Annotated in this window: 13 protein-coding genes; 9 read left to right on the top strand and 4 right to left on the bottom strand. The window is 44.6% G+C overall.

The features are described from left to right. Positions 1-15 precede the first annotated feature (15 nt). From U5K35_RS05160 to U5K35_RS05150, 3 genes are read right to left on the bottom strand one after another with little or no spacing between them, the layout of a single operon-like run. Positions 16-213 carry a hypothetical protein gene (locus U5K35_RS05160; protein ID WP_322570399.1) on the bottom strand — a complete coding sequence of 66 codons (198 nt, stop codon included), beginning with the start codon at positions 211-213 and terminating at the stop codon, positions 16-18. Between the two features lie 15 nt (positions 214-228). After that, positions 229-666 (bottom strand): PIN domain-containing protein, encoded by a 438-nt coding sequence (locus U5K35_RS05155; RefSeq protein WP_322570398.1) that lies wholly within the window; start codon positions 664-666, stop codon positions 229-231. Next, complete coding sequence (locus U5K35_RS05150) at positions 644-904, bottom strand: DUF6364 family protein (protein ID WP_322570526.1); 261 nt, start codon at positions 902-904, stop codon at positions 644-646. The genes U5K35_RS05155 and U5K35_RS05150 overlap by 23 nt, the downstream gene beginning before the upstream one ends. Before the next feature lie 462 nt (positions 905-1366). Here U5K35_RS05150 and U5K35_RS05145 point away from each other — a divergent pair, with 462 nt between their 5' ends. After that, complete coding sequence (locus tag U5K35_RS05145; protein WP_322570397.1) at positions 1367-1663, top strand: CopG family transcriptional regulator; 297 nt, start codon at positions 1367-1369, stop codon at positions 1661-1663. Between the two features lie 10 nt (positions 1664-1673). Then, a complete protein-coding gene (locus tag U5K35_RS05140; RefSeq protein ID WP_322570396.1) occupies positions 1674-2054 on the top strand; it encodes a type II toxin-antitoxin system VapC family toxin in 381 nt (126 codons plus the stop codon). A gap of 23 nt (positions 2055-2077) precedes the next feature. Here the strand turns inward: U5K35_RS05140 and U5K35_RS05135 are convergent, their stop codons facing one another. Further along, the gene (locus U5K35_RS05135; RefSeq protein WP_322570395.1) at positions 2078-4084 is read right to left on the bottom strand and encodes a heavy metal translocating P-type ATPase; all 2007 of its coding nucleotides are present in this window, start codon (positions 4082-4084) and stop codon (positions 2078-2080) included. Positions 4085-4437: 353 nt separating this feature from the next. On the opposite strand from U5K35_RS05135, the gene U5K35_RS05130 reads away from it, so the two are divergent. The 7 genes from U5K35_RS05130 to U5K35_RS05100 are packed head-to-tail and all read left to right on the top strand — an operon-like array spanning position 4438 to position 13285. Then, positions 4438-5226 carry a MotA/TolQ/ExbB proton channel family protein gene (locus U5K35_RS05130; RefSeq protein ID WP_322570394.1) on the top strand — a complete coding sequence of 263 codons (789 nt, stop codon included), beginning with the start codon at positions 4438-4440 and terminating at the stop codon, positions 5224-5226. Further along, the gene (locus U5K35_RS05125; protein WP_322570393.1) at positions 5226-6071 is read left to right on the top strand and encodes a hypothetical protein; all 846 of its coding nucleotides are present in this window, start codon (positions 5226-5228) and stop codon (positions 6069-6071) included. Before U5K35_RS05130 ends, U5K35_RS05125 begins: the two co-directional genes overlap by 1 nt. Before the next feature lie 17 nt (positions 6072-6088). Then, a complete protein-coding gene (locus U5K35_RS05120) occupies positions 6089-7573 on the top strand; it encodes an FHA domain-containing protein (RefSeq protein ID WP_322570392.1) in 1485 nt (494 codons plus the stop codon). A 27-nt stretch (positions 7574-7600) separates the two neighbouring features. After that, positions 7601-9013 (top strand): protein phosphatase 2C domain-containing protein, encoded by a 1413-nt coding sequence (locus U5K35_RS05115; RefSeq protein ID WP_322570391.1) that lies wholly within the window; start codon positions 7601-7603, stop codon positions 9011-9013. 11 nt (positions 9014-9024) lie between these two features. Further along, positions 9025-9747, top strand: coding sequence for an FHA domain-containing protein (locus U5K35_RS05110; RefSeq protein ID WP_322570390.1), 723 nt, complete (start codon positions 9025-9027; stop codon positions 9745-9747). After that, complete coding sequence (locus tag U5K35_RS05105; protein WP_322570389.1) at positions 9744-11054, top strand: FHA domain-containing serine/threonine-protein kinase; 1311 nt, start codon at positions 9744-9746, stop codon at positions 11052-11054. Before U5K35_RS05110 ends, U5K35_RS05105 begins: the two co-directional genes overlap by 4 nt. 14 nt (positions 11055-11068) lie before the next feature. Then, complete coding sequence (locus tag U5K35_RS05100; protein ID WP_322570388.1) at positions 11069-13285, top strand: serine/threonine-protein kinase; 2217 nt, start codon at positions 11069-11071, stop codon at positions 13283-13285. Positions 13286-13314 lie beyond the last annotated feature (29 nt).

Raw genomic sequence — 13314 nt, 5'->3', positions numbered from 1 at the left:
AACTTGATCTATACATCAAAATGCCAAGTCTTGATTTGTCATGTTCCCCTCTCCAAAAAACCGTGCATTCACAGCCACGATCACCGTACTCAGCAAGATCAATATCGCACTTATTGCCGGACTCAGAATAACAATCGAAGCATACAACACACTAGCCGCCAGCGGAACGGTGCCAATGTTATAACCTGATGTCCACCAATGGTTCTGGACCATTATGCGGTCAATTCCTTACCTATTGATTGAATCCATAAATTCTTTAGGTGTCATCACCTGAAGAAACTCAACGTTGAGCTTATAATCTTTAATATTTCGTGTAATAAAATAATCAGCTTCATGATGTTGAGCCGTGTAATATTGAAGGGCGTCTTCTTTGTTTTTAAAAGAGGATCTGAGAGCGTGAAGCATCACCGGTTTACCTCCACTTACAACATTTGAAGCCCTGATAAAATGGACCAGCTTTTCAGCATCATCATCAATTTTATAAATGTCAAAAGACAAATAGATCAGGTTAGCCAGGCTGCTTTCCGAGATGATTAAAGAAACCCGGTCATGTGCAGCCAATTCAAGTAATTTTATGGAATGTTCGAAATGAGGCTCTCTCTTTGAAATAATATCATAACAAACATCCGTATCGAGAAAAATTTCAGGTAAACTTCCTTTTAACATGCTCCTTGATTAACTCCTTGTCCCGTTTTGGTGATGTACTTTTCGAAGACTTCAGTTTTTCCAGAAGCTGTTCAGCAGCTTTTTGTGATTCTGTTTGAATGGTGTTTGCCTTTCCTTCCCTATATTTCTCCTCAAACATCTGAGACACAGACTTCCCATGTCGTTTGGCTAGTCTCTTGGCATATTTAGCAACCTCTTCTTCAACCGTAAGTGTGAGCTTTTTTTCATAAAGTCGGATGTTTTACACGTGTAAATATAAAAAAACGTGTTTAAGCTTGGTTTTGAAAACTCTTGATTGTTGCAAATAGTAAGACCTCCGGGGTTTTGGAAACCTTGGAGGACTGGAAGTTAAAAATAGTATATCTGCTGGGATTGAAGCTTTTACGTAGAGTATTTAATTACAAACTACTGTTACTATTCCCTCAATTAATACAAATTAAGTGATTACTATTCACTCAATTAATATAAATAAGGTGAGTATATATCACTCAATTTATACAAATTAAGTGGGTTTGATTCCCTCTCGATTAAGACTCCATCTCCAAAAACCACGCATTCACAGCCACGATCACCGTACTCAGCGACATCAGTATCGCCCCCACGGCCGGACTCAAAATAATTCCCCAAGCATACAGCATATCGGCTTCTAGCGGAAATCTCCTGATGTTGCAGCCGGCAACGTGTAAAGAATCTGGTAAATATGAGTGAATTGATTCTTACGTTACGTGCATATACATTACTTACATACATCATAGAAGCAATGAAACGCACTCAAATCTATATATCGGAGAAAATGAAGGAAGAGCTGGATGCTCTTTCCCAAAAAAGGGGTATAAGCAAGAGTGAAATTATACGAGAGGCAGTTACGGAGTATATTTCTCAGCATTCAGAAAGAGAGAAAGAAATGAGGTTAAAAACCGGTGCGGGTTTATGGAAACATAAAAAGGACATACCTGACCTATCGAAACTTCGCAAGGAGTTTGAGAGATTCAGTTAATCATTAAGATATGGATCGTTATTTGTTCGATACGGACGTAATTATTGACTACTTGAGGGGAAATGAAACGGCAATACACTTTTTTGATTCATTTGAAGGAGATTTTCACATCTCGGTAATATCCATTGCTGAACTCTATTCCGGAGTGAAAGGAGAACAGGAGCTGAAGGATATGGATTACTTTATATCGATCTTTAGCGTAAATTCCGTTACTAAAGAAATTGCTGTAGAAGCAGGTAAGCTTCGTCAAAACTGGCATAAGAGTCATGGAATGGGACTTGCCGATGCTTTAATTGCTGCTACTGCAGGCGTCGAACAAATGAAGCTTTTTAGTTTGAACGAGAAACATTTCAGGATGCTGAAATATTTGGAAGTGCCTTACCAAAAATAAGATCGGAAATATTCAAATTTGGCCTAAGACTCCAGTTTCAAAAACCTTGCATTCACAGCCACGATCACCGTACTCAGCGACATCAATATCGCTCCCACGGCCGGACTCAGAATAACACCCCATGCATACAGCACACCGGCTGCCAGTGGAATCGCTCCAATGTTATAACCGGAGGCCCACCACAAGTTCTGTATCATTTTACTGTAGGTGGCCTTGGATAGTTTGATAAGTGCCGTCACGTCTTCGGGATTATCTTTCACCAGCACAATATCCCCCGTTTCCACAGCCACATCAGAACCGGCGCCTATGGCAATTCCTATATCTGCCGTGGCCAGTGCCGGGGCATCGTTTACTCCATCGCCGGTCATAGCAACCAACTTTCCCTGATCCTGAACTTCTTTCACTTTATCGGCTTTTTCATCCGGCAGCACTTCGGCAAAAACCTGGTCGATGCCCAATTCCTTAGCCACGTAATCGGCGGTTTGTTGATTATCACCGGTGAGCATGATGCACTCAATGCCCATCTCGTGAAGTGCGTTGATGGCATTTTTGGAAGATTCGCGGATCTGATCACCCAGTGCGATCGCTCCGGCTAATTCATCTTCAATGATCACAAATACCACGGTTTTACCTTGCGATGAAATTTCTTCCACTTCTTCTTGCGGATAATCCATTTCTTGCTCTTTCACAAAACCGGGACTCACCACTTTCACCGATTTTCCATTCACTTTCCCTTGAATGCCTTTGCCGGTAATGGAATCAAATTCGTCCGGTTCCCAGGTATCCTCAGCTTTCTCTAAAATCCCCTTCGCCAGCGGATGCTCGGAATTGGTCTCCAGAGAAGCGGCATATTTCAGGATCTCTTCATCGGAAAATTCATCATTAAAATTCAAAATATCGGTCACGGTGAAAGTACCTTCGGTGAGCGTTCCGGTTTTGTCAAATATAACGGCATCCAGATTTCGGGCCTGCTCAAAAGCAGCGCGGTCGCGGATCAGAAATCCATTGGTCGCGGCAATGCTGGTGGATCTTGAAACAACCAGAGGAATCGCCAGACCAAGTGCATGCGGACAGGTGATGACCATCACGGCCACGGTGCGGTTCATGGCAAAATCAAAACTTTGTCCGGTAAAAAAGATCCATGCTCCAAAGGTGATGAGTCCGGCAGTGATGGCTATAATGGTCAGCCAGAAAGCCGCCCGGTTGGCAAGGTCTTGCGTGCGGGATTTACTTTGCTGGGCTTCTTCCACCAGATTCATGACCTGTGATAAAAAGGAATCATCACCTGTCTTGGAGATCTCTATAGTCAGTGATCCTTTTTCATTTACCGAGCCGCCGATTACCTCATCGCCCTCCGATTTATCCACGGGTTTGGATTCACCGGTAAGCATGGCCTCATTCACGCTGGATTCTCCTTTCGCCACTTTTCCGTCGGCGGGAATTTTCTCTCCCGGTTTGATGAGGACTTTGTCGCCCTGCTGCAATTCATCCACGGGTACATCCTCTGTAGAGCCGTCATCTTTCACGCGATGGGCTTCGCCGGGCAGCAGTTCAGCCAGTTCTTCCAGCGCTGAAGAGGCACTCAGCACCGAACGCATTTCGATCCAGTGTCCCAGCAGCATAATGCCTACCAGGGTTGAGAGCTCCCAGTAGAGCAGATCTCCCTCAAACCCAAACACCACGGCGGTACTGTAGAGATAAGCAATGGATATAGCCAGGCCAATGAGCGTCATCATGCCGGGTTGTTTTTTCTTCAGTTCATCATACAATCCTGACAAAAATGGCCATCCGCCAAAGAAGTAAACCACCGTAGAGAGAGCCGCCAGAATCCATGAGTCGCCCGTAAATCGCCAATCCACACCCATAAAGGTTTGAATCATAGGCGAGAGCGCCATGATTGGAATCGTCAGTGCAAGCACCCACCAGAACCGGAATTTAAAATCCTGCACCATCATTTTGTGGTGCTCGCGGTGGGAGTGTTCGGGATGATTTTCGTGGCTATGGCCTTCTTTTTGTTTGTGCTTGTTCATGAAAAAAAGTTTTAACTACATGTTATCCAAAGTAATAGAACAAATTGTAAAGATATTTCGATTCAAAGGTATTGCATAAAGAGTCCTGCTTTTAAAACAGATGGCACCAAAATGGGTTTTTTAAAGGATGGATGGCATGATACTGGAGATCAAAATCGTCAAATTGTTTAAATGAGGTACTTTTCTGGATCGTGCGTAGGTCGGGATAAACGGTTTTTCTTGTCTATTTAAATACTCTAAACAGTGATTTATATGCATTTCGTCACGTTTTATAAACCGTTCATCACATAAAATTGTCAGAACTGTTTTTAGTGATTTTATTGATGCGACTGATCATCTAAAACAGCACTATCTTGACAAAATCATCGGACTCGTTAGGTAAGACCAACCGGGTGTTATTGGCTTTTGCCATTGCCTTTTTTATTCAGGCGATTATTGTTCTTGTATATATCAATACCGGAATCGACAGCTTTTCGTCGTTACACCGTATCTCCATTCTGCTTGGGGGTAGTTTATCGGCGGGGGGATATATCCAGTTTATTACCATGTTCTGTTTTGTATGGGGTCTGCTGGAGATACGTTTCCAGAGCAGAAAAAATCGATTGGAACGCGCCTATTTCTCTACCAATCTGCTGCCGGAAGAGGAGCACAGAGTCATCGGAGAAACAGAAATTAATAAGATTCGTCTTCGCATCAGCCAGTATTTGCAACAGAAATATAGCCAGGGAGAAGGTGAGGACTATTTTCTATTGGAAATCGTAAAAAAAGCATGTACAAAGTTCAGGGCCAATCAATCTGCAGAGTCTGCTTTTATGATTGTGGAGTCGCAAAGCCGGATCAACAGAGAGAAATCGGAAAGCCGTCAATCCGGTATAAGATATCTGCTGTGGGCTATTCCATCTATAGGCTTTGTAGGAACCATTCTGGGTATATCCCAATCACTGGCTATTGCCAATACCGGGGATATCGACCTGATCACAACTACACTTGCCGTTGCTTTCGACACAACCCTCGTTGCACTGGTCTTGAGTTTAATCATGATGTTCAGCTATCACAGCTTACAGGAGGCCACAGAGATCTTGCACCATGATATAGAGGAGTATGTGATAGAGAACTTTATTAACAAAATTGATGTGACCTGATGGCGAAAAAGCAGATCAACGTATTTGGCGCTTCATTTCTGGACCTGCTGTCGGGAGCACTGGGCGCGGTAATAATATTATATGTTATTGTTCCCAAACTGGAGATTCCGGTTGATGAGTTTGAAGAGCAACAGCAGCTGGCCGGTGAAATAGCAGAATTGGGTCTATCTATTGAGGAGATATCGAACATGATTCCCCAGTCTGATTATGCACAAATGCTGGAGCAGTTGAGTTCTATTGAAAGGACTAACAACAGGCTGCAGGGTGAAATAGAAAGACTGGAGGCTCGTCTTGAGCAGTTCGAATTATCTCCTGAGCAAGAAGAATTGATTGCAGAGCTGGAGGGTCAAATAAGTGAGCTGCAAGAACAGGTAGAAAATGTACGGACTGAGCTTTCTGAATGTGAAGAGGGCAGGTCGGATTGCGAAGCGGATCTGGAAAAGATCGAAGGTGACTCTCAGTTTTTAGTGGTTGTAATGTCGTGGAGTACAGCAAATCATGATGTGGATCTCCATGTGATAGATCCCGATGGAAATGAATTTATGTATACAAATCAGTCTTTTCCGGGAGTTCGGGGTGAGCTGACCATTGATAATACCTGTGGTCCCGGTTATGAAGTTTGGAACATCACAGCACCGCAAGAAGGGGACTATGAAATCTATGCAAATCTTTATTCGAGAAGTGGATGTGAGGGAGAAAATCCTGAAAACGGCATTGCAGATGTAACAATCTACCACCGGAACGGGGTGGAGTCTTATGAATCTATTGAACTGGTTAATGAGCAGGAAAAAGTTCTTATATCCACGGCAGATATACCCGGTTCAGGGCTAATTACTTTTAATTGAAATAGAAATCGACTGATATGGCAAACAGAGCTACACAATCACTTGGCACGGGAATGAAAATTCTGAGCGGTGCCAATATTCCGACTTACACTTTGGAGTATCTGACATCCACGAATAACAAAAATCAGGGCTCATTTGAAACGATCGTTGTACCCTACGTGGAGCTCGGACGCGACAAGAAGTGTGGAGTATCGTTTGGGGATGATACGCCCACGGTAAGCCGAAAACACGCAGCTATTGAACGAAAGGGTGATGAGACATTTATCATCAATCTATCCAAATCGAACCCCACCCTGGTGAACGGCCGCCCGGTGGAGAATAAATATTTTCTGAATAACGGGGATGAAATTCAGCTCTCCGTTGAAGGACCAAGGCTGCGGTACAACACGACCAAAGCGGGGACAGCAAAGATCGGATTTACCAATAAGATGAATTTGGTGATGCAGCAGGCGGTCAAACCATACAAAACGGCAGCTGTGGCATTTCTGATGATGTTATTAGCAGTCACTTCTGTTGGAGGGTATTTTATTTATGATGTAGTCAGTTTGACCGAAGAACAGCAAATCCAATTATCTGAGCAGAGAAGACAAATAGCAGCTCAGGAACAGATGATTGTTGAGCAAACCGAGGTTATGCAAGAGCAGTCGGCTGCCTATTTACGAGAGCTATCAGAACTGCAATCGGATAATGTTGATTTGAACACCTTGATCAGCGAACTACAGGGAGAGCTGGAAGATGTTCGTATCAGTGCTGCTTCAGGCTCCACGGCTGCTTCAGAAATCTACCAGGCCATGAAGGATGATGTTTACTTCCTTCACTCCTACGTGATTACCCGGACAACCCCATCAGGTGATCGCTATAGAAATGAGTTAGGAGTAACTTGTTCAGGGTTTTTAATGGACGACGGCACATTTGTTACAGCTCGCCACTGTGTTCAGTTCTGGAGATTTCCGTATCCACCTGACAGAACCGGTACAATTCTAAATACTGAAGAGCTTGAAGGTACATCTATTGAGGTTGAGTTTACGGCAACCAGCCCAAGAGACGAATTTCAGTTAAAACTATCCGACTTTCGGTATGATGAAAGTCAGGATCGGGTAAGAGAAATAGAGTCACAAGAGTTGAGAATTGCTCAGCTTGATTACACTGACTGGGCTTATGCTCAAACAAACAGAAATAACGGTGCGATGGAATATGATCAGGATTTGTCGAGTAATTTATCTGCCGGTAGCCGAATATTCATATTGGGTTACTCCTATGGACTGGGAGGTGCAAATGAAAGCGCAAATGTTGCACCGCTACTCAGTGAATCTAGTATTGCACAGGATGGATTGGATAATCGGGGATACATCACCTTAACCGGCCGTGGTTTTGGGCAAGGTAATTCGGGCGGCCCTGCATTTGTAATAACAGACAGCGGTATAAAAGCTGTCGGAATTGTTTCAGCCGGGATCGGTGCAGAAATTGGTCGTATTGTTCCTCTATCGGCAATGGAGATGTGATTTAATATTTGATTAATCAATCAATGTATGATGAAATTTAGTTTATTTGGGATTACCGACGTAGGTCGTTCCCGCACTCACAACGAGGATGACTTTGCCATCTGTAAAGACCTGTCGGAAAAAAAGTGGGGTTTTAACAGGGGCGAGATTCTCACGCTATCCGAATTGGGAGCATTACTGATTGTTGCCGATGGGATGGGAGGAGAAAATGCCGGTGAGGTGGCGTCCAATCTGGCTCAGGCAACAGTGAAAGAGGATTTTGATCAGCTTGATAAAGCGCCGGAATCAGCGGCTGAAAGAGAAGAGATCCTTGCCAAATCCATTTTGAGGGCTCACCAGGCCGTTGTGAATCATCAGCACAAAAATCTGGAAACCGCCGGAATGGGAACCACACTGGTGATTGCGTGGGTGATCGGAGATTCGGTTCACGTGGCATGGTCGGGCGACAGCCGCTGCTACATCTATAATGGCCAGCAACCACTCTATCCGTTTACTGAAGATCATTCGCTGGTGTGGCAGATGGTGGAAGATGATCAGATGAGCCCGGAAGAGGCGCGGGTCCACCCGGAGAGCAATATTGTGACACAGAGCCTGGGAGATGAAAAAAACCCTCCGCAGCCTTCTGTAAAATCTGCCAAGCTATTTGAAGGGAACCGGTTGATCTTATGCAGTGACGGGTTGAATGGAATGCTGAGCGATGAACAGATTCAGTCCATTCTTGATGAAGAAGGATCAATTGACGAGACCTGTGGGAAACTGATAAAGTCTGCGAACGAAGCCGGTGGTGAGGATAATATTACCTGCTTGATGGTAGAAATTCACGAGGGACCTAAACCATCATCTGAAGACCTCTTAGCACAGACTCAGGTCAAATCGAAGACAACGGCCACACAGATTCTTCGAAAGAAAAATTCAAATAAGAACCTGGCTATTTTAGCACTGTTTCTTGTGATAACGGCTCTGGCAGCCTGGATCTATTTTGATGGGAAATCTCCGGAAGTGAATGCTGATCCGGTTCAACAAGATCCCGGTACCGGTCAGACTGAGATACCCGAAGAACAGTCAGAACCTGAAGAACCGAATACGGATCAATCACTTGAAGATGAGCCGGAAGATATTGATCCGCCTTCAGAAGAACAGCCACCGCTGGCTGATCCTGAACCTACTGAAATCCCTCTTGAAGAACCTTCAGAAACTCCGGAAGAACAAAACACTCCTCCTCCAGGTAACGCCGAGAAGCCTTCAGAAGCAGAAAAAGATTCAGTCAGACAGCAGGTCGCTCCGACTCAAAAAGATTCAACAATGACGAAACCCGGAAAAAAGATTGAAGAACTAAAAGATACGCTGAGTAATCAGCCTGCTTTGCCTGACAGCACCAAAGCTGATAGCACTTCAGATACGACCTCAGCAGGTTCCAACGAAAAACAATTTAATAACTAAACCCCAGTATCATGCGATGTTACGAATGTGGATATCAGAATCAATCAGATGTGAAAGTCTGTGTAAAATGTGGCACGAAACTGACGTCTTCGGGTCAGGGAAATTCAGTTCCGGATAAGCCTGCTGCAAATTCAGGTGCCGAAGGTGCGGCAACCGTAAGGGGTAAGGTGTCTTCTGCTCCGGCATGGGATACCGATAATTCAGCATCTGAGAAGAAGTCTAATCCAGATGATGCCAACATTTTAAAATGCGGAGCTTGCGGATACTATCCTCTCCGTAACAAGCCGACCAATGACAGTCCGTGCCCGAATTGCGGGTTTAAAGGAAGTGAAGAATCTCAGCGAAAAGAGAAGCCTGCCCCCAAGCCTGAAAAGTCATCAGCTTCTGCAGCACCGTCCGGCGCCAAAACGATGAGGATTGGACAGGTTAATATTTCCAAAGAGGCTCCAAAGCCTAAGCTGATTTTGGTTGACGAAAACAAAAATGCTAAGCAGACTTATGAAGGTGAAAAGATCTCGCTGAACCGAACAAATCTGGCTCCGGAGAACAGCTCCATTTCATCGAAAGAGCATGCTACGTTTTCCCATAAAAATGGTAAGTGGGTGCTCGAAGACAAAAGCAGTAACGGAGCTACCTTTATTCAGGCAAAAGGGAAAGTGACTATTGAAAGCGGTTCATTGATCATTTTAGGTGATAAGGTATTTAGAGTGGAAATCCCTGAAAGCGAAGAATGAGTTCACCCGGGGCTATACATATCGACAAAGGAAGTAAAGTAACTTCGAAAAAAACGACCTACCGGGTTGAAAATGAGCTGGGTGAGGGAGGTTTTGGCAGCGTGTACCAGATCAGCGATATGGATAACATGTATGCGATGAAGCTCACTAAAATGTGGACGTTTATGCCACATGAGCGAATAGAATTTGCCAAGAGGTTTCGCCAGGAGTACGACTATGGGTCCCGGATTACCAGCCCCTACATTGTTCGCAGCCACGATTTTGACATGCTGGAGGGAAATCCGTTTATGGTGATGGATCTATGCAGCGGCGGGAATTTACGCGACCTGGTGGGGGAAACGCTCAATTCTCAAAAAGTGGATGAGATCGCACATGGGATATTGATGGGCTTGAAAGATCTGCATGATGAAGGAATCATCCACAGAGATATCAAGCCGGAAAACATTCTGTTTGATAATCAAAGAGTTCCAAAACTGGCTGATTTTGGAATTTCAGCTTCCATCAAAAAACGTCATACTGTGGCCAATTTTATGGGACATGCAAAGGAGGTGTTTGCCACGGGTACCTATTCACCCCCGGAACAGATTGACCCAAAGCAGGCCATGAAGGTGATGGGGCCGTCAAATGATGTTTATGCGTTTGGAGCCATGATGTATGAGTTGATTACAAGAGGGAAGTTACCTTTTGGCCCCTTTGAGGAGTTTATGAAGGATATGGCGGCTTATGAGCAGAAAAAGAAGGAAGAGATGTGGGATCGCGCTGCACTTGAAAAGAGCTCGCCGAATCAAAAATGGGTGGAAATTATTTCCCGGTGCATACGGTATCAGCCGGAGGATCGGTTTGGAACCATTGATGAAGTCCTGTCTGTGTTAGGCTATAGTCCGGTCCGTGAAGAACCAAAAGAGAAAGTTTATCCAGATTCAGATTGGATTTTACGAGTTCAAAACGGAGAGGAGATCGGGCGTGAATATCACCTGACAAATTTAAAGAATTCTAAATCGTCCGGGGTACTTACCATCGGGTGGTTCAATAGTGAAACCCCCTTTACAAACGACATCGGAATAACCGAATATTTTACGGAGTATATCTCCAATTATCACGCAACGCTGGAGTACAGCAGTGCGGATCATCACTGGTATATCCGGGATGGTCAGTGGAGAGAAAAAGATGGAGTGCCGGGGTGGTATCGATCAACAAATGGGGTATTGGTACAGGGAAGCCGGGTTGACGAAACCGGGAAAAAGCTTAATCCGGGTGATATTATCGCCATCGGAGATACAACGTTAAAAGTAGTAATTAATCAGTAATAACAGTTACAGTTATGGAATCAAATACACAATTTGCGAATCGCTATCAGCTCATCGAAAGAATTGGAATCGGAGGATTCTCAGAAGTCTGGAAAGCATATGATCAAATGGCCGAAAACGCAACCGTTGCGATCAAAATTTATGCTCCAGACAAGGGGATGGATCAGCATGGGCTGAAGCAATTCCGTAGAGAATATGCAGTTGTTTTGAATTTGAACCATCCGGTTTTACTCACGGCCCGACACTTTGATGTTTGGGAAGGCAGGCCCTATTTGGTCATGCCATTTATTGAGGGAGGATCCTTGCAGGGGCGATTGATCGAAAAAGGAGCAATGAACGAAGACGAGCTGGCGAAATTATTGGCGCAGATCTCATCGGGTCTGCAATATCTGCATAGCAAGGATATTCTCCACCAGGATATTAAACCGGATAATATTTTAATTGATGGTAAAGGGTCTTATCTGCTTACGGACTTTGGGATCAGCGGAAGGCTACGGAGCACGCTCCGGAAGCATACCGGTAGTTCAAAGTCGATGACGGTTGCCTACGCTCCGCCGGAACGTTTTACAGCTAATCCTGAAAATATAGAAGCAAGTGACATTTTTTCACTTGGCGTACTGGCGTACGAATTGGCAACCGGAGATGTGCCCTGGATGGGGAACGGCGGAATCAGTCTGAACAGTGGTGCGGATGTGCCTGAGCTGCCCGATCACTTCTCAAAAAGGTTCAGAAATCTCATTAAACAGATGATGAGTACCGATCCTGCTTCAAGGCCAAAAGCCGGAAATCTGAAAAAGATCACAGAAAAGTACTTGGAATCGGGGCATTGGCCTGAAATAAAAGTAAAAAAGGTTCTGCCGAAAGGACAAAGCGGCGGCCGGAAAACCCAAAAAATTGAGACGCCTCAGCCTCAGCAAAAAAATGCATCAGGCAGTGCTGCAACGAAAAAAGGAATTCAAACACCCAAAAACGTCAAGCGATCGAAATCTGATGACGGTAAGAAGAAAGTTTGGCTTATTGCGGCTGTAGTACTTATCGCATTTCTTTCAGCAGGTGCATTCTACGCAATGTCAAATAGTGATGCTGAAGCACAGAGACTGGCAGAACTGGAAGCCAATCAACAGGCAGTAGCAGATTTGGTTCAGCAGGCAGACAGTGTTAAAGCAGATGATGATTTGCAGGGGGCTATCGGATACTATGAGCAGGCTCTCGAAATTATGCCGGAAGATGAGAATGTGAACCGGTTGTTGACAGAAACTCAAGCAGAGATCGACCGAAGAGAAGAAGAGGCTGCACAAATAGCTGCTGCTGAGGCAGAACGTCAAGAAGAGTTGGATGAACAGCGGGAGAGAGAAGAAGCCGAACGGCTGCGACGTGAAGAGGAGGAGAGGCAGCGAGAATTGGAAGAGAGAAGGTCGCGGCCGGATATCACCGTGGCTCCGCTTCAAGGTACGATTACGCTGGAAAGTGGGTTTAGTCCCGATCCCTGGCCACATTCTGTCCAATTGAGTTCAAATATCGACCTTGAAAACTTCAATTATTTTGGATTTACGACATCACCGGCAACCGTTCATTTAGAGTATAGCGCTGGGACTTATCCACTATATATCAGTGCAGGGGCTGAAAACGATCTTGTAATGCTTGTCTACGGTCCGGATGAACAGTGGTATTTCAATGATGATTTTGCTGGGTTTAATCCCGGGGTAGAATTTGAAGCCCCTGAAAGCGGAACCTATATGATTTGGGTTGGCAGTTATGAACAAGCTGCCGGAAGCGCCTTGGTTAACATATCTGAAGTACCTTATGAAGAAGAAGAGGATGATGATATTTATGTTGATAGTGACGATGGACCCGACATAGGTGCAGAGCCAATCGGTGGAGATATCTCTTTGGAAGCCGGCTTTTCACCCGACCCATACACTCAATCAATCACTCTTTCAGGTTCCTATGATTTGTCTGAAATGGGATATACCGGTATGGTAACCACAGAACCAACGTTTGATCTGTATTATACTCCCGGAAGCTATCCATTGACCATAAAAGCTGAAAGTGATATGGATACGGTGATTTTAATCAATACTCCGGGCGGAGAGTGGATTTATAATGATGATTTTGATGGTGCAAATCCGGGCGTTGTTTTCGAAAACCCGGAGGATGGGTTGTACAATATCTGGATTGGTACTTACGGGATTGAAATCGGCAGTGCAACATTGACTATAACCGAAATTTGATAACGTGAACGAAATATCAAAAAACCACG

Source organism: Rhodohalobacter sp., assembly GCF_034521535.1.
Taxonomy (GTDB): Bacteria; Bacteroidota; Rhodothermia; order Balneolales; family Balneolaceae; genus Rhodohalobacter.
This window is presented reverse-complemented; position numbering and strand designations above follow the sequence as displayed.

Bases quoted from the DNA above. Each gene is read 5' to 3' on its own strand.
- U5K35_RS05145 (WP_322570397.1), top strand. From the start codon at position 1,367: ATGAGTGAATTGATTCTTACGTTACGTGCATATACATTACTTACATAC.
- U5K35_RS05140 (WP_322570396.1), top strand. From the start codon at position 1,674: ATGGATCGTTATTTGTTCGATACGGACGTAATTATTGACTACTTGAGG.
- U5K35_RS05155 (WP_322570398.1), bottom strand. From the start codon at position 666: ATGTTAAAAGGAAGTTTACCTGAAATTTTTCTCGATACGGATGTTTGT.
- U5K35_RS05160 (WP_322570399.1), bottom strand. From the start codon at position 213: ATGGTCCAGAACCATTGGTGGACATCAGGTTATAACATTGGCACCGTT.
- U5K35_RS05120 (WP_322570392.1), top strand. From the start codon at position 6,089: ATGGCAAACAGAGCTACACAATCACTTGGCACGGGAATGAAAATTCTG.
- U5K35_RS05105 (WP_322570389.1), top strand. From the start codon at position 9,744: ATGAGTTCACCCGGGGCTATACATATCGACAAAGGAAGTAAAGTAACT.
- U5K35_RS05115 (WP_322570391.1), top strand. From the start codon at position 7,601: ATGATGAAATTTAGTTTATTTGGGATTACCGACGTAGGTCGTTCCCGC.
- U5K35_RS05100 (WP_322570388.1), top strand. From the start codon at position 11,069: ATGGAATCAAATACACAATTTGCGAATCGCTATCAGCTCATCGAAAGA.
- U5K35_RS05125 (WP_322570393.1), top strand. From the start codon at position 5,226: ATGGCGAAAAAGCAGATCAACGTATTTGGCGCTTCATTTCTGGACCTG.
- U5K35_RS05135 (WP_322570395.1), bottom strand. From the start codon at position 4,084: ATGAACAAGCACAAACAAAAAGAAGGCCATAGCCACGAAAATCATCCC.
- U5K35_RS05110 (WP_322570390.1), top strand. From the start codon at position 9,025: ATGCGATGTTACGAATGTGGATATCAGAATCAATCAGATGTGAAAGTC.